This is a genomic window from Ignavibacteria bacterium (genome assembly GCA_036262055.1).
In the GTDB taxonomy this organism is placed as follows: domain Bacteria; phylum Bacteroidota; class Ignavibacteria; order Tepidaquicellales; family Tepidaquicellaceae; genus DATAJP01.
Genome location: DATAJP010000003.1, coordinates 492,827 through 515,610 on the forward strand (window position 1 = coordinate 492,827; position 22,784 = coordinate 515,610).

General features: G+C 36.3%; 15 protein-coding genes. 2 read left to right on the forward strand and 13 right to left on the reverse strand.

Annotation, left to right across the window (positions count from 1 at the left end; genetic code table 11):
* Positions 1-18: 18 nt before the first annotated feature.
* The 13 genes from VHP32_09350 to VHP32_09410 form a co-directional block, all read right to left on the reverse strand.
* Entirely contained in the window at positions 19-3,327 is a 3,309-nt protein-coding gene (locus tag VHP32_09350) for a hypothetical protein (protein ID HEX2788098.1), read from the reverse strand.
* Positions 3,328-3,454: 127 nt separating this feature from the next.
* Positions 3,455-3,976, reverse strand: coding sequence for a YdeI/OmpD-associated family protein (locus tag VHP32_09355; protein ID HEX2788099.1), 522 nt, complete (start codon positions 3,974-3,976; stop codon positions 3,455-3,457).
* Complete coding sequence (locus VHP32_09360) at positions 3,973-7,593, reverse strand: BadF/BadG/BcrA/BcrD ATPase family protein (GenBank protein ID HEX2788100.1); 3,621 nt, start codon at positions 7,591-7,593, stop codon at positions 3,973-3,975. Before VHP32_09360 ends, VHP32_09355 begins: the two co-directional genes overlap by 4 nt.
* A gap of 21 nt (positions 7,594-7,614) precedes the next feature.
* Positions 7,615-8,232, reverse strand: a complete 618-nt coding sequence (locus VHP32_09365) for a transposase (protein HEX2788101.1) — start codon at positions 8,230-8,232, stop codon at positions 7,615-7,617.
* Between the two features lie 97 nt (positions 8,233-8,329).
* Positions 8,330-10,159, reverse strand: coding sequence for an activator of (R)-2-hydroxyglutaryl-CoA dehydratase (locus tag VHP32_09370; protein HEX2788102.1), 1,830 nt, complete (start codon positions 10,157-10,159; stop codon positions 8,330-8,332).
* A 31-nt stretch (positions 10,160-10,190) separates the two neighbouring features.
* Positions 10,191-11,552, reverse strand: coding sequence for a hydroxysqualene dehydroxylase HpnE (gene hpnE / locus VHP32_09375; protein HEX2788103.1), 1,362 nt, complete (start codon positions 11,550-11,552; stop codon positions 10,191-10,193).
* Positions 11,553-11,650: 98 nt separating this feature from the next.
* Complete coding sequence (locus VHP32_09380; GenBank protein ID HEX2788104.1) at positions 11,651-12,532, reverse strand: phytoene/squalene synthase family protein; 882 nt, start codon at positions 12,530-12,532, stop codon at positions 11,651-11,653.
* Positions 12,532-13,416, reverse strand: a complete 885-nt coding sequence (gene hpnC, locus VHP32_09385) for a squalene synthase HpnC (GenBank protein HEX2788105.1) — start codon at positions 13,414-13,416, stop codon at positions 12,532-12,534. The genes VHP32_09380 and hpnC overlap by 1 nt, the downstream gene beginning before the upstream one ends.
* 46 nt (positions 13,417-13,462) lie before the next feature.
* Positions 13,463-13,906, reverse strand: coding sequence for a hypothetical protein (locus VHP32_09390; protein ID HEX2788106.1), 444 nt, complete (start codon positions 13,904-13,906; stop codon positions 13,463-13,465).
* 139 nt (positions 13,907-14,045) lie between these two features.
* Entirely contained in the window at positions 14,046-15,395 is a 1,350-nt protein-coding gene (locus VHP32_09395; protein ID HEX2788107.1) for a T9SS type A sorting domain-containing protein, read from the reverse strand.
* Between the two features lie 214 nt (positions 15,396-15,609).
* On the reverse strand, positions 15,610-16,680 hold the full coding sequence (locus VHP32_09400; protein HEX2788108.1) for an Omp28-related outer membrane protein: 1,071 nt from the start codon (positions 16,678-16,680) through the stop codon (positions 15,610-15,612).
* Between the two features lie 140 nt (positions 16,681-16,820).
* Positions 16,821-19,202, reverse strand: coding sequence for a S8/S53 family peptidase (locus VHP32_09405; GenBank protein HEX2788109.1), 2,382 nt, complete (start codon positions 19,200-19,202; stop codon positions 16,821-16,823).
* A gap of 121 nt (positions 19,203-19,323) precedes the next feature.
* A complete protein-coding gene (locus tag VHP32_09410; protein HEX2788110.1) occupies positions 19,324-20,091 on the reverse strand; it encodes an SDR family oxidoreductase in 768 nt (255 codons plus the stop codon).
* A 168-nt stretch (positions 20,092-20,259) separates the two neighbouring features.
* On the opposite strand from VHP32_09410, the gene pyk reads away from it, so the two are divergent.
* Positions 20,260-21,684 (forward strand): pyruvate kinase, encoded by a 1,425-nt coding sequence (gene pyk / locus VHP32_09415; GenBank protein HEX2788111.1) that lies wholly within the window; start codon positions 20,260-20,262, stop codon positions 21,682-21,684.
* A 17-nt stretch (positions 21,685-21,701) separates the two neighbouring features.
* Positions 21,702-22,688 (forward strand): YpdA family putative bacillithiol disulfide reductase, encoded by a 987-nt coding sequence (locus VHP32_09420; GenBank protein ID HEX2788112.1) that lies wholly within the window; start codon positions 21,702-21,704, stop codon positions 22,686-22,688.
* The last annotated feature ends 96 nt before the right edge of the window (positions 22,689-22,784 follow it).

The following is a 22,784-nucleotide window of genomic DNA, read 5'->3' on the forward strand; positions in this document are numbered from 1 at the left end:
TACAGGTGTATTTTAACATTAAACCGATATATTATACCTTTTCTTAATATCAGTAAAATATTTCTTCAGCTTTTCATTTCGTGTAAGGTTAAATTCGTTCTTCATAGCTTTCTTGTGTTTATCGAAAACAAATTTAACCTTATTCATATCACCTATCGAATTATAATAATTCAATAATTTATTTGTTATTTCCTCATCTGCAGGGTCTAATTCATACAGCTTCTCAAGCAGCTTGTTATATTTTTCAAACATCACTTCATTCTCATAATAAAACAGAAGCTTTGTTGAAATTTTCTGAAAGTTAAATTTAAGGTTTTCACGAATGTCTTCAGCCCAATTTAAATATATATTCGGTAAAAATTCATTTTTGTACATTTCAAATGCCTGTTCGTTGTCAGGTATCAGGCTGCTGTCGCTTAATCTGATAAACTCGAGGGTGTCAAAATTTATTTTAACGTTATAATTGTTTCCGAACAAAAGATATTTCTTGTCTTTTACAAGCAGTATGTCTTTTTCTGAAGAGCCGGGAACATTCTGTTTCAAAAAAGCTTGAAATGCTTTTCTCACTTTATTTATTTCAACGTCGATAAATGCATTCAGATTATTGCTTGATGTATTCATGAAAATATCATTAATTAACGCATCCTTTGTTATGTCTTTTATGTTATAAAATCTTAACAGTAAGTACATAAAAATTAATTTTGACTTAGGTCTTTCCCATAACTTGTCATCAAAATGTTTGCCATTAATGATTATTTTGCCTTCATTCAAAAATTCAATTCTGACATTAAGCTGAATTGAATTTCTTGCATCTATGCTTACCTGTGCCTTGCTGGATAAAGAAGTCAAATATGTTCTTTCAATGTTTTTTTCAATTGCATATGTAAAAACAAAACGCATTTTATTAAGCTTCATTCTGAAAATAAGATAATTCTCGTAACTGCATCCCTTAACCAAACTTATGAAGCTTCTGAATTTTTTCTCAAATTCTTCTTCATTGTTTTTCATTGCCTCAATATAACTTTCACAGAAATAAATTACTGCCTGATTAAATAAAGTAAAATTTTCTCTTTTTATTTGCGAAATTTCCTTTAAAATAATCTTTGCATTATCGAATTCATCAAGCAATAAACACGCTTCAAGCTTCAGAATAAGTTTGCGGGTATTTGATACACTATAATCTTTTGTATCATTAAGGAAATAAATGACTTTAGCCGGTTGATTTAATAAATTATAGCAATAAAGAATAAGAGCATCTATGAAGAAAATATAATTTTTCAGATAAACATTTTTCTTAATAATTTCAAGCTGCCCTATTGTATCTTTTATGTCATAATTCAGAAATCTCAACAATACTCTCTGAAATTCGAATTGATTTTTATATGCAAGAAATAAAGTTTTATTCTTTTCCCGGTTTTTTTCTTTCAGCTTATTAAAGAAAAACTGAAAATCATTTGCATTATAACTCGTGAATAATGCAAAACAAACCTGACTGTAATTAGATAAATCAAATTTGTTAAAATCTATATGATTTTTTATAAAGCTTATGACTTTATTACCCGTTTTATAATCTCCGTAATCAAAAAATATCAGTAGAGAAAATATGCTCTCAATAAAATTATTATCGGAAATGCTCCTTAACCCCTTTTCGTATTCACTAATAAGATTATCAAATATTTCCCTCAGGCGGTTTATGTATGGTTTACTCTTAGAATTATTGGAAGTCGTTATGTATGATTTTATAAGCGTTATTAAAAACTGAATCTCCTGCTCGGGTGTCAGTTTAAATTTTAGTATATGCTTTGCAATGTCAATGTTCACCGGTGAAATTCCATATTTAAGAAAATTACAGTTACTGATAAGCATCAGAATTTCAGTGTAATAAGTTACATCGCTTTTATTTATTTTTATTTTTGAAATCAGATAATTATCAGGATTTTTTATTTTAAATTTTCTTACAATTAAGTTTTTAAGATACTCGAGGGTCTTATCAAGATTTTTCTCTATATAAATGTATGTATTAACATTTAAAAGAATATACTCAAGAGAATCCTTAAATTTATTATCTTTTATGTCCTGAATTTTATTAAATAAATTACTTGAGTGAATCAAAAAAAGCTTTTCAGTCGCGTTTAATCTTATCCAGCTTTTTAACAAATCGTATTCACCTGCATCAATCAAATAATTCAATCCGATGTATTCACTTCTCCAGTCCCCAAGTCCGAGATAATAACCCCCTAATTTAATAAATAAATCTTGTAAATCACTTGCTTTCAGATAAAGTACCGCGTTCTTGTTCAGATATTCTTTAAACAATTCATGGAAACGGTATATGTTATCTTCCCTGCTTATGAAAACATTATTTTCATAAAGCGTATTAATGAATTTATATCCGTTCTCATTTCCCAGAACACGGTTTAAAATTACTTCATCGAGTGATTCAAGATATGAAGTAAGATATAAAAACTTTTTCTCTTCTTCTGAAAAAGTATTAAAAATTTCATTTGTAAAATAACTGAACAAATCATGCTTCGACTTGATAATATCCTCAAGCTTAAAATGTTCAAAGTCGTTTACAAGAAATACAAGCTGTATCGCAGTTATCCATCCCTCGGTAGATTTCAAAAACTCTTCAAGAAGACTTTTGTCGATGTTAATTATCTTATTATTTTTTTTAAGGAACGCAAAAAACTTCTTGAAATCGTCTTCTTTGAAAGCTAAATCGTTTTTTGTAATTCTGCCAAGCCAGTTCTTTGCAAGAAATTTTGAATAATTAATTTTTGGTGGCTCACGTCGTGATATAAAAACAAAATGAACATTGGTCGAAAGATAATCCATAAAATAATTTAGCGCTTCACTTACTTCCGGGCTGTCGTCTATATTATGAAAGTCATCTAAAAATATGTGTATGTTTTTCTTTTTTGTTTCGAGATATAAAAACAAATCATTCGAGAAAGAAGAAATTACATTGTGAATTTTTTCTTTTGAGGAAATATCCTGATTCGTTGCTATGACTTTTTTTATGTTCTCACCGAAATGCGCATCAGGTATGTTTTTTTCAAATGCCAGTGAAAGCAATAAGAAAAAATTTTCTATTGAATTATCATAATGACTTAAGCTTATCCAGATTTTTATGTCACGCTTGATTGAATTGAAATATTCGGCAGACAAAGAAGTTTTTCCGTAACCTGCAGGCGCAGTTATAAGAATCAGCTTTTTATCTCTGAATGAATGGATTTTTTCCAGAAGTCTTTCTCTTGAATAATAAAATTCGCTGTTAGAAGGCGAAATTATCTTCTGAGAAAATTTAATGTTAATAAGTGACATTCCCCAATTTAAATCCTTACAATAAATAAATAAATTTATTAAAAAGTAAGGTTAATATTTTGGTAATTGTCTAAAAATGCCTCACTTTTATAGGAATCTACCACTATAACTATAAAAATAAGTTAAACTACTTTTTGCCCATAAGTGCATGAAGACCATCTGTTTTTTTGCCGCGTAAATGCTTAAATACTCGTTTAATATTTAACTTAAGAGAATCTTGGGTTTTCAGAGATCCAAGATATCGAGCTATTTCTTTTTGACGTCCCGGTGTAAGTTTGTCAAATGCAGCTTTTGCTTTTCTGTCTTTGAGAAGTGCTTTTTGAAATAAAATAGGTATAGTAAATGTGGGGGGTGAAGGATTAAATGCAATCGTTACTTTTATTTTTTGTCCGGCGATGGTAGTGACACTCTTTGTGAATTTAAGCCCGGCGGCTTTTGCTATAACATTGTTAATATATAATCGCCAGTCACCTGAATATCGAACTAATGTTTGCTGAAAAGCTGCGCCATTAACTTTGCCTTCGACAGGAATTGGACTCGTTTCTTTACCTGCCTGTTTAAAGATAAATTTTAATATTGAATCTGGCGGACGCACATAAGGATTAACGCCAATTATTAAAATTTCAGCACTGAACGTCCGCCTCTTCATGCCATAACTTCTTCTTCCTTTTTAAATCCTATCTCTTCAACTCTCACAATATCATTTTTCTTTTCATCAAGGAATTTAATTCGTTTCAATAATTCTTCTTCATTTCTCAACTTCGCTTCAAGCTCTTTTAATTTTTCTTCAATAGTTCTTTGTTTGTTGTTTTTCGCTATCATGTCTTCGCGATATCGTTTCAAGAAGTAGCTGATTGTCTCAACACGAATCTTAATTGCACCCGATGGCTTATTCTCGTCAATGTCTTTGAATGAAAAATACGGTGTTCCCGAACTTTCAACAATCTCCTGAATTACCGTATAAATCGGAGCATCATGTCCGCATTTAAATGATGAAAGCTCAAGCGCAACAAGGTTCGGATGCCTTGCAGTATATTTCGCAGCCCAGACTTTTCGCGATGTATTTTCAGAATAAGAATTTTTCCATACGTCTTCAATGTCCATAGCAGATTTAATCATGCCTGCTTCGACCTCAGCACCGAATAGTTCTTCTAAAACATCAGGGTCAGTCGGCAATGTATCTTGATAGAAAACAGGATATCCAAGCTTTTGGAATTCCTCCAGTATTTCGTGATTAATTCCCGGGTCATTGTGATACGGTCTTGCAAGAACAACAATTCCGATTTTATCTTCTTTCTTCAAATCATCAAGCGTTTTTCTTGAACCGTCTTTAAGGTCATTCATGAATTTATTATACGCCTTATATCCTTCATTGACTGCTTTATAATTCTCTTCCTCTGTTAGTCCAAGTCTGTCCTTAAACTCTTCAAACAACTGTCTTGCCGTCAATTGCGGATTGAACAATTGAACAAATGTTGATATATACTCAAGTCCTGATTCCTTAAACAAGTCACCTTCTTTTGTAAATGCAGCTTTTGCGGCTTCAATCGTTGCGGTAATTGTTGGACAAGCATTATGCGCCTGCGCATGCACCAAATCAGACGGCATATTATCGACTATCGGAGAAAAAATGAAATCAAGTTTTTTCTTTTTATGCTGAACATACATCAGGTTATGAACGTGAGGGATAGCAACTTTCGACGGGAAGCATGGGTCAATGCTTCCGCGCTTTGCGCCTGCTTTGTAAAGCTCCTCGGAAGTATATTCCGAATAAACAAAATTACCCGGCATAATTCCAAGCGCTTCAAAATACGCAGTGAAAAACGGAGTATGCTGATACATATTAAGCAACCTCGGAATGCCAATTACAATCTTGCTTCGTTTCTCGACAAGCTCTTTTCTCTTTGCCCATTCATCTTTTTTTGCTTTTGATACAAACATTCCTTTCGGTTCCTCACCAACCGGCTCTGCAACAACAGTTGGTTTAAATCCAACAAATGCCTTAGTCGCCGCCTGGTCAACAAAATTCGGATTAGCTTTCTTAATGTCATCGAGACCTTTCTTGATGTCTTTCATATCGTTAATATCTTCAACAGTTCCCTTTTCACAAGTTGCAATAATCAATCTCTGCGTTCCCTCCGCCATCGGCACCTTTGACTTCGGATTAATAACTTCTTCCGCAGGAATCACGTTCAGCTCTAAAAACTTTTTCTTTTCTGCTTCATAATTTGCGTCTTCTTTAATATCAGTCTTAACATCAATAAAAGTTCTCAGACATTTATTCTTGCAGAAATAACATCTCGTCGATTCTTCTCTCGTGGTTTTGAAAACAATCTTAGCAACTTTTTCAAGTCCGATAAACGATGTCCTATGTCCGTTTGCATATAATCTCGCTGCTTCGATACCGCATCCTATTGCCCCCGCTTCACCCGTATGTTTATGAACAAATACATTAGGTGTAATTCCCGAGCCTTTAAATCTATCCTCTATAAAATCAACCTGTGTCTTTACAGCCGCTAAGTTATGCTGTGTTCCGCCTTGTAGCACGAATGTTTTACCAAGCTTTGCAAGATTCGGAATTTGCGATACATAAAGCCAGATATTTTTCGGAAGCACATTTGCTAGTCCTGCCATGATTTCCTCGGCTTTCCATCCCTGTCTTTGGAAATCAACAATGTCAGACTGCATAAACACCGCGCATCCATACCCGAACATCGGATATGTCTTTGCAGAAAATGCTACATCGGCAAACTGCTCAACAGGATATCCAAATCCCTGCGCAGTCGATTGTAAGAAATATCCGTTGCCGGCAGAGCATTGCGTGTTCAATTTAAAATCAACAACTCTTCCCTGATTTAAAATAATAATTTTAATATCCTGACCGCCGACATCGCAAATTACATCACAATCAGGATAAAAATGCAGTCCCGCCTGCGTGTGCGCAACAGTCTCAACAAGCGCAACGTCTGCATTTAGCACATCCTTCAAAATATCCTTCGCATATCCCGTTGTTCCGACACCAAGTACTTCAAGAGTCGCGCCCTGCTCCTCAACCTGCTGCTGGATTTTATAAATAATCTCCATTGTATCTTCAATCGGATTACCTTTCGATAGCTGATATGACTTAATCAAAACTTGCTTATCCAGGGAAATCAAAGCCGCCTTAGTTGAAGTGGAACCGCCGTCAATACCTATAAATCCGCGCACAACTTCGCCCGGCTTAAACTGTGCCGGTTTAAATTTCTCTAAAGTATGCTTTGCCTTAAATTCCGCCAGTTCTTCTTCAGTTTTATAAAGCCCGGTATCATTTCCGCCGCTCATTCGCTTCTTTTCTTCCTCACGCCCGACCAAAATATAATGCTCAAGTCCGCCCCATCCTTTATAAACCCCGATATGCTCTTCCTCTTCCTTGCCAAACTCAATTGCTCCAATTGCAGCAAAATACTGAGCATTGTCAGGCACAATAATCAGGTCTTCGGGAGTCTTTCCCGGAGGTAATTCGACCTTACGTTCTTTCCAGATTTTGGGAATATTATGCCTCCAGCAATCTTTCATTCCTTTGATGTAAGTATTAGGTCCGCCAAGCAGTAAGACCTCCGGTCTTAAAGTATGTCCTCGCGTTAAAACTGATATATTCTGCTGAATAATCGATTCAAAAAGCGAAGCCATAAGCTCATCTGCAGGTACCCCTGATTTCTGCAAACCGTTGATGTCTGTCTCTGCAAATACACCGCATTTACCGGCAACAGGATGAAGCTTCAAGCCCTCATATCCCATTTGGCAAAGCTGGTCAGCAGGAATTTTGAGCTTTGCGTTAATCTTATCAATAACCGCGCCTGTTCCACCCGCGCATTTGTCATTCATCGAAGGAATTTTCTTCTTCTTCCCCGTCTCGGGGTCTTCTTTGAAGATGATAATCTTCGCATCCTGACCGCCAAGCTCGATTACCGAGCCCGTATTGGGATAAAGCTTCTCAACTGCAAGAGAAACAGCGTTCACTTCCTGCACAAACTTTGCTCCGAGATGCTTTCCGATATTTGCTCCACCCGAACCCGTCACAAAAATTCTGAACTCATCAGGATTTGTCAGATTCAGGTCTTTCTCTATATTCTTAAGAAGCTCAAGAGTTTTTTCGGGCTGTTTAGTGTCGTGCCTCTGATAATCACTCCACAACATTTCGTCAGTATCCATGTCAACAACAATTGCCTTTACTGTCGTCGAGCCCACATCAAGCCCTATATAGTATTTCCTTTTAATATCTGCCATAATAGAAAATTTTTAGTTTAATTAAGCAACAACTTCATTTATTACCTTTAGAGTGCCGTCAGGACTTACGTCCTGACGGTTTAAATCAAAATCCCAATCAGTATAAACCTCAATAATACTATTATCACTTTTTAAATAATTTCCGGCACTTGAATAAATCCAATTTTCGGGATTTGAAACTAAATTTGCTTTAACAGGATTATTATGAATATAATTAATTTTTATTTTTAGAATTTCTTCTGAATAAATAACAACATCATCAAACCTATCCATCCATAACTTAAACATTTGATTCTTCTTCCCAATTGCATTACTTCTCAATGATTCAATAATTTCGGCATGATTATCTGACTCAAGTTGTTTTCTTATCTTAGTTGAAGTATACTTTTTAAAATCTCTCATAAAATCTGATATACTTTCATTTGTTGGAAGTGCTATTATAAAATGAATATGGCTCGGCATAATAACATATGATAAAAGATAAGCGTTATGTTCTTTAATTAAGTATTTTAAAGAAGAAATTAAAATATCACTATAATTATTTCCAAGAGAAAAAATTCTTTCAAAATTCATAACGGTAGTAGTTATAAATAATACATTTCCGTTTTTATCAAATAATGTTCTATTTCTTAAACCCATTCTTAATTTATTTCGGTCAGGACATAAGTCCTGACCGCACTGTGAAATATTTTATGGTGTCGTCAGGACTTACGTCCTGACGAAAAACTAACCTAATTTAAACAACTGTTTCTTTTATTTCTTCAATAACTTCTTCATCTTTCTTCACGCTCTTAATCCCATCTTTCTTCATCAATTCTGCAACGTCGAGAATGAAATTCGCTCCGACTCCGGCTATTCCCTTTCTGTGTGATACATGACGGAAAGGTCTTTGCAATTCTTCATGAGTTTCGACGTATGCTTTTATCTCATCAAGCGAATACCCGCTCTTCTCAAGACACTCGGCATACTCAAGTTTTGCTTTTGCTTTTGCTTCGCCAAGAGCCATCTGAACTCTCGAATGTGCATTCACATCACCCTCGCCCGATGTTTCAATCGGAAGGAATATCATATCCTTATAAGTTGAAGTCACAACTGATTGCACACCATCCGACTGCGTCGACGGCATGCAACCAAACGGCTTCAATGAAAGCACCATGTGGCATAAATGATTTATTGTATAATAAATACTCTTTCCAACTTCCAGATGCCCCTCACCGCCCTCAACTCTTGAATGATAGAACGGATGTGCAAGCTCAGTCATAATTTTTTGGTCAACAAGCTCATGAGGCATATTGTCCAATGCCTTTCTGAATCTATTATACTCCCTGTCAAAAACTTTTTCTGCAATTGTCAAAACCAATTTCGATTGCTTATAATTTTTTTTAAGCTGTATTTTTTCTTTTGCTGTAAGTTTAGTTCCTAGTTCTTTCGAAACAATCAATCCACGCTCATCTTCATTTACTTTCTTTGCCTGATGAAGCATGTACATTATCCACGTTGCAATCGGCTCGACAAGCACCTGTGCTCCTTCCCTTTCGAGGAAAGGAAACATATTGAAATTACCATCGCCCTCAGTTGTCTGCGCCCAGAACTCACCAGTAATCTTCACAATCGGCTTCATTCTGGTTCTGTCAACTTTCACCTCATTGAAAATTCTTTTTGTCTCATGCATTGTTTCCATGTAATAATCACCAAGTATCTGGTCTAAGAATTTCACTACATATTCGGAAGCAGGCATTTTCTGAATAAGCTGTCCGAGACGCGAGTTGAAGTCAAAATATTTTTTGCTGCGAAGTCTCTCCGCAAACATATCGATTGTTTTCTCAATCGCTTTATCGGTATCACCCGGCGTTACTTCATAAGGTCTTATCTGATATGCAACGTCATTAATTACGTCACCAACCATCATTGCATTCAAGATTCCCAAAAAGAAATCAAGGTTCATTTCCAAGCCTGCTTCTGCTTCTTCCTGAGACAATCCTCCGGTTTGTTGAAACAACAGCACTCTGAAACCATCGAATCCCGAGTTTCTTAAAGCCAGACGGTATTCAGCTTCATACATGCCGAATCTGCACGGACCGCATGCACCCGCAGTGAAGAAAACATACTTATCTATAATATCCTGCTTGCTCTGACCTTCTTTCTCAAGTGTCTGCAAAAATTGAACAAGATTACCAACGGTAAAATATGTCGGGTTGCACTGACCGTTATTGCCGTACTCCTTACCTAATTGAAACGCTTTCTTGTCAGGCACAGGAATGTAATCGGTCTTATAACCGATTCCCTCAAGGGCACCTTTAATAAGTTTTTCATGCTTCCATGTTAAACCGCCGAAAAGAATCGTTGTGTCTTTTCTTTGTGACCTTGTAAAAGCATGTTCAAAAGGACGTTTGAAGTGTTCGATTTTTTTGCTCTCGACACCGTATTCCCTTTCAAGACGCTTTTTTTCTTCAAGAAGTGCTTCCTGAATCATTCGTTCTTTTTCAAGAACAGCATTATTTTTTTCAACTTCGCCCGGAAGTGAAATCTTTCCGATTACTGTTTGAGTGTTTGTTGCTGTTTCCATTTTGGAACCTCCTTTAATAAGAATTTTAATTTTAAACTTTGTTAAGCACAAGCTCTGCGGCGTTTCTTCCGCTTCGCACCGCGCTTTCTATTGTTGAAGGCAGACCTGTATTTGTCCAGTCGCCCGCAAGAAATAAATTTTTAATTTTCGTTTCTGCATTATACCTGAATCTCTCAGAATCCACATCGGGAATAAAGGTCGCTCTTTTTTCTTTCACTACTTTATAATCTTTTATTTTCAAACTGCCAAATCCCGGTAAACACCTTGATAACTCCTCTTTACACATTTCAAAAATCTTTTCTGCGGTCATATCAATCACTTTCCCTCCGTCATATTCAAGAAAATCTGCTCCGCTGATTACCATCGATAAATGTTTATCATTTCGTTTGAATATCCATTGAGTATTCGTTCCGAGCAGCCCGCTCATGCCAAACGAATTATTTTTAAGAACATTTTCATTTATCACATCTTCAAAAAACAAATGAACCGACACAATCGAAGAATGCTTTATGTCAAAATCATAATCAAAATATTTAGCAAAATCATTTTCATCAAACAACTCTCTGAATCTAAAGAACGGAACCGACGAAATCACATAATCAAAGCTTTCTTTCTCCCCCGTTTCATCCTCAATCACTTCAATACTGTCATCCGTAATCTTTAAGCTACTAATTCTTTTATTATCCTCTATTATCATTCCGTTATCTTTGTAATACCTGATCGCATAGTCAATCAACAGCTTCGATAAATCTTTATCAGGAATCAACAAGTTTGCATTTCCTTTCTTCCCGAATCCCTCCGCAAGAACATTTGCAAACACACTTTCGTTTATCTTCTCCAAGCTTGTATTAAACACCGCAAGCAAAAACGGCTCCCAGAAATATTTAATTGCATTGTCACCCTGTCTTAATTCTTTCAGAAGGTCTTTTACATTTCGTTTCTTTAAAAGCTCATCCGAATACTTCTCCCTGTTAATCAATTTCAGAACCTTCAGAAACCTCCTCTTGTCATTAAAACCTAATGGTTTATATCTGAATAAGCCGAGAATTATATTCAGCGGTGCGGTAACACCCGGACAATCCAGCTTAACGCTTTCTTTTCCCTTTTCATAAAAACTTATTTCAAGTTTCTTCTGAAAATTCAGTTTGTTCAGGCTCCCGGTTATTTTCAGATACTCAAGAGTATCTTTATACCATCCTGCGAGAATATGCTGTCCGTTATCTAGCCAAACCTGATTTTTTTCATCATAAAAACTGTAAGCTCTTCCGCCAAACTTGGGCGAACCTTCATACAATTTTATGTCGAGCTTATTTTCTTTATCAGCTTCTTTCAAAAACACACCTGCCGATAATCCTGCAAGTCCACCGCCGATAATGACAACTTTTTTTTTCAAAATTTAGTTTTAGCCACAGAGCACACAGAGATGTTTTGCAAATTTTTATTTTTTCTCTGTGAACTCTCTAGCATAATTTAAATTATTTTAAAGAACGATTAATCAAAAGCAGGTCTCGGGTCTTTAAAGCTGTATAAAAGTCTATACTTTACAAAAACCCCTGCCGTTATAAAAATCTTTTTAAACTTTGATACCTTTGCAACTTTATCAAATACATTATAATTCATCTTCTCGATTTTTTCGAGAATACCAAAATAAATCTTCTCCATTATCCTCGCCGCAAACATTAAACCTTTGTCTTCTCTTGTCAGGTTAGCATTAGCTTTTTTATAATAATCCCTCGCGCGCTCACATTGAAATCTCATAAGTTCTATAAAAGAATTATTATATTCATATCTCAAAAGTTCTTCCTCTGAATAACCAAACTTTTCTAATTCTTCCTTTGGCAGATATATCCTACCATTCTCTGCATCTTTCTTTAAATCTCTCAATATATTCGTCAGCTGCAATGCTATTCCCAGATTAATCGCAAACTCACGTGTCTTTGAATTTCTATAACCGAATATTTCTATGCACATAAGTCCCACCGTCGCCGCCGCGCAATAGCAATAATCATAAAGCTCTTCGAAGTTTTTATACCGGTGCTTCTGCAAATCCATTTCCATTCCTTTTATTAGCTCAAAAAACGGCTCAACCGGAATATTAAATTTTTTAATAATCTGATTCACATGATTCAGCAAAGTATATTTTGAGCTCCCCTGCAAAGCATTTTCAAATTCATTTTTCCATTCACGGATTCTTTTATACTTTACATCAGTCGATACGCTTTCATCATCTACAATGTCATCGGTCTTTCTGCAAAATGCATACACTGTGTTTATTGCATCGTTCTTTGTTTTTCCTAACAAAGAAAACGAATACAAAAAACTGCTTTTGCTCTGTTTCGAAATGTCTTTTGCTTCTTCCATTACTAAACTCATCAGAAAATTGTTTTGAAAAACAATTTTATAAAATCCGTTTTACTTAATTTTACTCTTTCAGTTAAAACATTGTAATTTATTCTCTCTATCTTGTTCAAAATCTCATTCCCTCCCGCATATGTCAGCTTCATTTCAAGCTTTAATCTTCCCGAAACATTATTAATCAAATCTTTTCCTTCCAAAAACAAATTCCGTGTTCGGCTCACCAAATCCTTCATCATACTATGAAACCTCTTATCTTCTCTCCCGAGTATCAATGCCTCGTAATCATACTCATATTGTCTCATAACTTCTTCAGGTATATAAACCCTGTCAATCTTCAAATCCACTGAAACATCCTGCCAGAAATTCGTCAATTGCAGTGCAGTACATATCTTATCCGAATACTCAAATAGTTTTGCATCTTTTTTCATGTCATATCCAAACAAAATTAAAATCAGATGACCAATCGGATTAGCTGAAAACTTCGAATACTCAATCAGCTCACCCCATTTTTCATATCGAGATTTTATTGCATCCTGCATAAACGCCGCAAGCAAATCATCGAATTCCATAACGGGAATGTTCAATGTTTCAATCGTATGTGAAAGAGCACTTAAAAACTTTTTGTTATCTTCATTTATACTCTCAAACTCATTCTTAACCACCTTATGCAAATCCTCTTTTAATCCGCTGAGCTTATGAAACTTATCATAAGAGCTTTCATTAGAATCAGCAATGTCATCAGCTGTTCTTGCAAAAGCATATATGCTGTAAACATATCTTCGCTTATCCTTTGGTATTAAGAAAGAACCTACGGGAAAATTCTCGTAATGGCTGACTGCTAAATTTTTACAAAACTCATAAGACTCTTGAATCTTATGTTCGTTCTGAGCTGAACTCAATATCTAATGTTTTTTGGATTAAGCGATTAAGGCAATACCGGGAATGCTAAATTCTCCAGCGTCTTATGTAAGCAAGATTCTGATGTGCGGGTACAAGAAACAAAATATAACTATGATTCAATATACCATTCAGAATTTTGTTAAATGAATTTACAAAATTATCATTAAGATTTGAAATCGTAATTAAAAACTTCTTAATATAATTTGAAACATTCAAAAGACTTGAAGCCGACTTTGAGTTTGTCGGGTCTGATGGGTCATAAAAAAATGAAATGAATATGGAAGCTAATATCGAGAAACCTATTATGGAAACTTTCTTCCATCTGCTGCCGGATTCGATTGTTGTGATGTCTCTCCAGTAACATTTATAAAAAAGCTTTCTGTAAAAATCCATCATTAGAATATGATGCAATCTGTAGATGAATAAATATTCCGGAACAAAAAATTCACGGAGAGGGACATAATATATGTATTGTAAAAATACTTCCATTTCCGTCAAGTTATAACTAATTATGCATAAAATCAATATTCATATAAGTGTATGAATATTAAATAATTATTATCTGACTCCAAATAAAGAAGGGGTTATATAACCCCTTCTTTAACAACATCAAGAAAGAATGAGAAAATTATTTAACCAACATGAATTTTTTGGTTTGCTTATAATCTCCTGAGATAAGCTGATAATAATAAACTCCTGATGTTAGCTCAGTTCCAATAAATTGTTCGGAATAATTTCCCGCCGTTCTGTAGCCATCTAAAATTGAAGCTACCTCCTTGCCTAAAGCATCATAAACTTTTAAACTCACGTTGCCTGAAATAGGAATTGAGAATTCAATTGTAGTTGAAGGATTAAATGGATTTGGATAATTCTGACCAAGTTTATATTGAGAAGGAATAAGATTATTTATAGGTTCAATACCTGTTACATTATCAACTAATTTTAAAACTGTTCCCAAACTTGTAACAGCATAACCGTAAACAACTGTTCCTATTCTTGTAAACTCCATATGTTGAACACCCGTTATTCCTCCGGTGGTCATTGTTGTCCATGTTGCACCGCCATCAGTACTTTTTTTGATTGCACCTCCTGTTGCTCCTGCACCATCGCACGAAATATAGCAAGTATTAGTTCCTTCAATCCATTTAGTAGTACAATATCCGGTAAATCCTGTTCCTACATTCACAGTAGCCCATGTTGTTCCGCCGTTTGTCGTTCTGGCAATACTTGGAAGCGATGATTGAGTAGCCGCAATACCTAAGGTCTTATTATCGCTCATTGCAAAACCTGAAACGAACGTGCCGGCAATACCCAATGTTCCTATTGTCCAATTCGTTCCGCCATTTGTTGTAAAATAAACTCTGGATGAGGCATTCAAACCAAAGCCATACCACATGTTATCTAATACCACAATTGAATTTGCTGCTGATGCTTCACCTGTTATGCCCGGTGGATTGGTAAGTGTCCATGTTGTACCTCCATCAGTAGTTTTTGAAACATAATAAGGTTGTCCTGAACCTGTTGGAGGATCACTTTGTGCAATGCCGAATGATGGCATTAATTTTGAAAAAGTTATTCCATTAAAAAATGCTAAGGTTCCTCCTGTTGATGCAACAAGTGTCCATGTAGTTCCGCCATTTGTTGTTTTATAAAAAGATGCATTTCCGCCTGTGCCTCCTGCACCACCACCGTTACCTACAAATGCAACGTCCGCATCTCTTGCCCAAATGCAGAATAAATCGAGAGAAATTCCTGTACCCGTTACGTTTGTAAAATTCGTTCCGCCGTTAGTTGACCTGTAAACCAACGGAACTCCCGACGTTCCCCGTGCAATCCATACAACATTTTGTCCTGCAACAGAAATTGCCGGAAAAGTTTGGCCTGTTACAACTGTAGTTGCAACTGTCCATTGTCCATAACTTAAATCCGCAAAAAATAAAGAACATATTACAACTGAAATAAGTAATTTAATCTTCATTTCTTTTTCTCCTTCTATTAAAATTAATTTATATTGGTATAAACAGAGAACTTTAAATAAATATTCTGGAAGAGCTAATGAGGTTAGTAGAATTTATAATTAAAAATGAATAAAATCAACATTTTTATGCACTACAATGAAAATAAAATGCTTATAAATAAAAAGGGCTTCTATTTGAAGCCCTTTTTATTTAAAAACAATAAATTTAAAAATTTTACTTCGATAATATCATTTTCTTTGTATCGGTAAATCCGTCGGTTATTAATTTATAGAAATAAATTCCGCTTGAAAGTCCTTTACCATCAAACTCAGCTTTATACAATCCTTTTTTAAGGAAACCGTTCATTAATGATGCTACTTCGTTTCCGAGTGCGTCATAAACTTTTAATGTTACGTTTCCATCTTTTGGAATTGTAAAATTAATGTTTGTCTGTGGATTGAAAGGATTAGGATAATTTTGTGAAAGTGAATACCCGTCAGCAACTCCATTTGAAATCGGAGTTATGTTTGTTGGTCCGTCGATGTCAATCCATTCTGCAATACCAACTTCACTTTGTGAGGATAATGCACCCTCTTGCTTATAAACTAAATAATTAACAAAAGCATTTGAGAACTCAATTCCTGCAGGAACTGTATAATTCAAAGTTTTTGTAATTACCTGACCTTGATTCCATACTCCGCCAGTATTTAAAGCTTCACCTAAATCACCGTTAATCATTGCTTTTACAACGTGGTCATGGTCATAGTTCGGAAAATATGTAGTTCCGGGTGAACATGTGTTATTTGATGTCTGACCGTAAATTATATTATCTTCTGTTAAAATAAAGTTTATAAAATAATTACCTGTCATGTTTGCGGTTGCAGTAAATGTAAGTTCCAACGTAATAGTTCTGTTTGTTGCATTAATTGATTTCTGCTTTTGAACAGTGATTGTAGGAGTAATACCAATTGTTTGCTGAACAACATTGCTTCCCCACGATCCTCTGGAAATTATTCCGGTTCTTCTTCCGACTGTTCCGGTCGGATATGCAGACATTCCCATTAATCCTCTTATGCCTGAAGTAAATGACTGCCACGGGTCACTTCCTGCTCCGTGATATGCCAATACAACAGTATTAGGATAGACTGCCAAAATTTGATCGATAATATCATGACCGCATGGACACCATTGACACCATGTTCCGGTGCAATATTCAAGAGTGGTATTAAATTGTTGTGCTTGTGAATTATTAGTTGATATGAGTAATGAGAACACTAATAAAGAAGCTAGTATAAATTTCTTCATTTCTTTCTCCTCCGCTTGGGATTATTTAGATTTATAACGAAATATTAATAAAAAGAATATTTAAATCAACCCTTTTTTAAATATATAATTTACCAATGTTTAGGGTTTTTACTCCTAAACATTGGTAAAATCTTTAAAGTTTATTTTACTAAAATCATTTTCTTAACATCATTAAAACTTCCCGATTCAATCTTATAATAATATATTCCGCTCGACATCTTGTAATTATTTGCATTCAGCTCAACTTTATAACTTCCTGCAGTTCTGAATGAATTTACAAGAGTTGCTACTTGTTTTCCAAGAACGTCAAACAATGTAATCTTTACCATTCCGTCTTTTGCAATCGAAAAACTGATTTGAGTTTCAGGATTGAATGGATTAGGATAATTTTGTCCTAAATCATAAGAAATCAATTCAGTGTTGCTTCCTGTTCCTGTTACGCTTCCGAACGGAAAGTTTGTTGCTGAAGCAGTTGTTGTATAATATGCCACTACCTGATTTGTATCAGTCAAACCAATATTAACATTTTGCGAACCCGATGCTGAACCTGTAGTTTTTGCAACCAGAATAAGTGTTCTGGCAGTATCGAGAAATTTGAATTTCAGATTATCAAATGTTAAAGGACCCATTGACTGGTAAGGCAATGAACCGACTTTAATATCACCTGTGCTTACTAATCCGCTTTTATCTTTATCAAAGTATAAATCAAAGCTTGTTATGTGAGATGCCGTTGCATTCGTAGTCATTCCGAACTTTAACAGCTTCAAAGAACCAAGCTGCGGATTTAATGAAGTAGAAATTTTTATCCCGACAAGCTCTCTTGCTGTATCTGATGCTGCAAGTGATGAGTTCATAAGCATGTTGCTCGGACCGTTAATTCCTGCAACTAAAAATTTCGGTGAGCTTGTAGCAGCAAATGCATCAATCTTTCCTGCGCCATATCTGTAATCTTTTCCCGGGTCTCCCATGTCAATTGCAGTCATCTGTATAACTTTTGCAATGTCTCTCGGAAGCATTTCAGGATTAATTGAAAGCATCAAAGCAACAACACCTGCAGTGTGTGGAGTTGCGGATGATGTTCCTCCGAATGTTGAGCCATAACCCGTTCCGGAACTTACATAACATGCAATAGTTCCTTCTCCAGGTGATGCAATGTCAGGTTTCAATAACCCCATTGAGTCAGGCATTTCAACAGGAGCAACTCTGCTGTATGAATAATCCTTATGAGAAGGGTCTATAACATTGTTGTATGTTCCCCATAAATTCCAGTTACCCCATGTTGCAGGTCCCCATGGTGAAGAACTTTGAATGACATTAGAGCCTACATTAATGTTTGCGGTTCCAAGGACACCGCCGACACCGCCAATTTTTAACTGGTCAGGATGAAGCCATGGTGCAGGACAGTTACCTGCAGTTGAAATGTTTAAAGGAAAACCGTTTCCATTACCGTCATTGCTTGTTGAGTTTGTATGAATGGAACCCGCAGCAAGTGTCATGTCAGTTACTATTCTGAACTGACTGTAATCGGGTCTTGAAGGCCATTTCCAGCTCAATGAGCTTGTTATTACGTCAGCTCCTTTTGAAAGACCATATTGAAAAGCCGCCCATTGTTGTGTTTGACCGCTCGCATTTCTCATTACAATCGATTTTGCAAGTGGTGCTACACCCGTCGGATTACCCATTGTTCCATCGCCGATAACCTGACTTAAAGTTGCTGTTCCGTGTGAAGCAGATGTAACGTTATAATTATTTGTTGTGAAATCCCAGCCGATTAAATCGTCAATTTTTCCGTTCCCGTCATCATCAACACCATTCACATCACCCGCATCGAATGCCGAGCTTGTTCCTCCGGGTACAATATTTATGGTTCTTCCGTTTGAATTTGCATCTTCACCTAAATTTTGCCAGATACCGTTAACTACGTCAGGATGTTTCCACCAGAAACCGTCATCCGAATTTGCTACAAGCACGCCTGCGCCTCTGTTGCCTTGTGCCCAGCACAGGTCAACTTTCAATGAGGTAATTCCCGGATTTATGGTTGAAGTTACAACGGCATTGTTAAAAGGAATTTGTGCAAGAATAACATCTCGTAATTCCTCAAGCGGCACAGGTCTGTCATAACAAATCATCATTACGTTATCGAAGTTGTTTGCAATGTCATTAATGACTTCGGAGTTCGCGCTTAATGCGATACAATTGTTTATCCATAGAACTTCATAACTGCTTGCATCTCTTTCAGATACTTTCATGTCAAGATATGGTCTTATGTCTCTCTGATAATTGTTTGCGAAATTCTGTAATCTTTCAATCACGATTCTCCTTCTTTCTTGCCTTGGAGTATCGTAGCTAATATCAGCAAAGTCATTTAATGTTAAATGCTGATTGAAAAGAATATATATGGGGATTTGCTCATCAGCACGGACTTGTGTCATTTGATGCTGAAGATCAATTTGAATTTTAGGATTTGCATATGTTGTTACCGCTAATCCCAAAACCATCAAAAGTGATAATAAATATTTCATTTTGGTGAATTTAATTAGTTATAAAAGAGGTCAGGATAATGTAAAATTATGAAGTTTTTTTATTAATTCCTAATGGGAAATTAACGTATAAATAGGATTTTAATGTTAATTCTTAACTAATTTATTTTCTACTCACTATGCTTGAACTCGCCTGCGCAACAGGAAGTAAAATCATTTCGGCAACAACAACATTTGCAGGTCTTTCAGCAGCATACATAACCGCATTTGCAACATCATCGGGAGTCAGCGGTTTCAATCCGTGATAAACCGTCTTTGCCCTTTGTTTATCCCCTCTAAATCTCACTATGCTGAACTCAGTCTCAACCAATCCCGGGTCAATCGTCGAAATACGCACCTTCGTTCCGTTTACGTCCATTCTCAATCCCTTAGTAATCGCATCAACAGCATGTTTGCTTGCGCAATACACATTTCCTCCGGGATAAACTTCATGACCCGCAATCGAACCGATGTTAATTACATGTCCGGAATTTCTATCAATCATTCCCGGCAAAATTTCTCTCGTCACATAAAGCAAACCCTTCACATTCGTGTCCAACATTTCTTCCCAGTCATCCAAAACTCCTGAATGCAATTTATCCAATCCTCTGGAAAGCCCCGCATTATTAATCAACACGTTAATATTTTTCCATTCTCCTGATAAACCCCCAACTGCTTTTTTAACTTCTTTATATTTGCGGACATCAAAGCTCAAAGTCAGAATATCAACTTTGCATTTTTTCTTCAGCTCTTTCGCAAGCTCCTCTAATCTCTCTTTCCTTCTTCCGCAGATTATCAGCCGTGCTTTCTTTTTTGCAAATGCAACTGCGCACGACTTCCCTATTCCGCTTGTCGCTCCCGTTATAAAAACTACTTTATTTTTTAAACTCATTTTGAAAAATAATTGTTTTATCTTAATCAGTAAGTTTATAAAGTTCATAAAGTTTATAAAGTCTATAAAGCATCTTATTTCAAATACAAAAAGTAATTTGAAAATCCCCTCTTGAGAGGGGTGGCTCCGACTTGTCGGAGACGGGGTGTGTTAAAATAAATAACAAGAATGCAGTTTAAAAAAACAAAGATAATATGCACTATAGGTCCTGCAGTTGCATCCGTTGAAAAAATCCTCGAACTCATCAAAGAAGGCATGGACGGGGCGCGCCTCAACTTCTCTCATGGCACGCGCACGGAACATTTACAATACATTAATTACATCCGTGAGGCAGGCAAGACAGCAGGAAAAATGATTGCCATCATTCAGGATTTGTCAGGACCAAAAATACGTGTTGGTAAGCTCGAAAACGGCTTCATTCTCCTCAATCTCGGCGACACTGTCCGCATTTCCTCCAATGAAAGAGTCGGTGATCAGAAGGGTTTTTCTACTACATATTCAGGACTTCCTTCTGATGTAAAGCTTGATGAAATTATTTTGCTTGATGACGGAAATTTAAAATTAAAAGTATCTGACATTGACATAAGCGGTGAGTATTGCGATTGCGAAGTAGTAGTCGGAGGTATCTTAAAAGAAAATAAAGGAGTTAATCTTCCTCATACCGAAATAAAGCTTCCATCTGTAACAGAAAAAGATTTGCAAGACCTTGAGTTTGGTTTACAGAATAACATCGACTTCGTTGCTATGAGTTTTGTCCGCACTGCAGATGACATACGTCTTCTTAAAGAAACATTAAAATCCAAAAATGCCGACGTTCAAGTTATCGCAAAAATCGAAAGACCCGAAGCTATAGCAAACATAGATTCAATTATTGAAGAAACAGATTTGATTATGGTTGCTCGCGGTGACCTTGGCGTTGAAATCTCAAATGAAGAAGTCCCTCTTCTTCAAAAAATGATTATTAAAAAATGCAACGATAAGATTAAGCCCGTTATCACCGCAACACAAATGCTCGAAAGCATGATTACCGAACCAACACCCACGCGCGCAGAAGCCTCAGATATTGCAAATGCTATTCTCGACGGCACCGATTGCGTTATGCTCTCGGCAGAAACTTCAACGGGACAATATCCTGTTCTTGCAGTCAGCATGATGAAAAAAATCATTCTGCGCACCGAGACAATTAAACCGTCGTTTTATCACAGCGAGATTTTCGTCGAAGATTCACCTGAAAACACTATTCACACAATCTGCAATTCCGCGAGCGTTATAGCCGCTCGTGTAAATGCAAAAGCAATCATCACAATGACCCGCACGGGGCGGTCAGCATTGCTGATTTCAAATCACCGTCCGGGTGCGCAAATAATTTCAGCAACCAACAACGATAAAATGGTGCGCCGTTTCAAGCTTGTATGGGGAGTTGAGTCAATTATGATTGAACGCACTCCGCGCTATGGCGAAACAATGGACATCATTAAAGAAAAAATTATCAGCAATAATATACTCAATAAAGGCGACAGGATTGTCGTCGTTGCATCAATACCTTTTGATAACCCTGAAGTTGCAAACATGATTAACGTTTCCGAAATATAAAATAATCACCTGTAAATATGCCAAGCAAAAAAATTTATGATGTTGTAATAATCGGTGCAGGACCAATCGGTCTCGCCTGCGCAATAGAAGCAAAAAAAAATAATCTCAATTATGTTATAATAGAAAAAGGATGCGTAGTGAATTCCATCTTTCACTTCCCCACCAACATGACTTTTTTCTCGACATCTGAGAAAATCGAAATCGGAGGAGTGCCGTTTGTATCTCACGACGTAAAACCGACCCGACGCGAAGCTCTTGATTACTACTCTCGCGTTGCAGGAGCATATGAACTTAATATTCACACAGACGAGCGTGTACTCGAACTCAATGGCAAATACCCAAAGTTCAATGTTATAACCTCGCTTCGTTCTTATACAACAAAAACAATCATCATCGCAATCGGCTTTTATGACAATCCAAACTTGCTCAACGTTCCCGGCGAGGAGCTTCCGAAAGTAAAACACTACTTTGATGAAGCCCATCCGTATGCTTATAAAGACGTAGCTGTTATCGGCGGAGGAAATTCTGCTGTCGATGTTGCGCTCGAAACATTTCGCAAGAATGCAAACGTTACTCTTATCGTTCGCGAAGCCGACATAAAGCCAAGCGTAAAATATTGGGTTCGTCCCGACATCGAAAACCGCATCAAAGAAGGTTCGATAAAATCTTTTTTTCATACCAAAGTTCTTGAAATCACTCCGAAGTTTTTAGTCCTCGAACAAAAACTTCCGAAGCAGAAAGCAAAAATTTTCAAAATCAAAAACGATTACACTTTCTCGATGACGGGCTATCACCCGAACTTCTCTCTCCTTACCTGTATCGGCATCAACGTGAAAAACGGTAAGCCGAAAATGGATAAATATTTTCAATCCAACGTCAAAGGAGTTTACACCGCGGGTGTTGTCTGCGGCGGAATGGAAACAGATAAATTCTTTATCGAAAACTCCCGCGACCACGCCTCCCGCATCTTCACAAGCCTAATAAAACAACTTAAAAAGAAATAAATTAATTTATTCAATAGGGATATTGTAGAGACGCAACATTTTGCGTCTCCTTGTGTCATTCTGAGCGAAGCGAAGAATCCCCTTGAGAGTGTGATA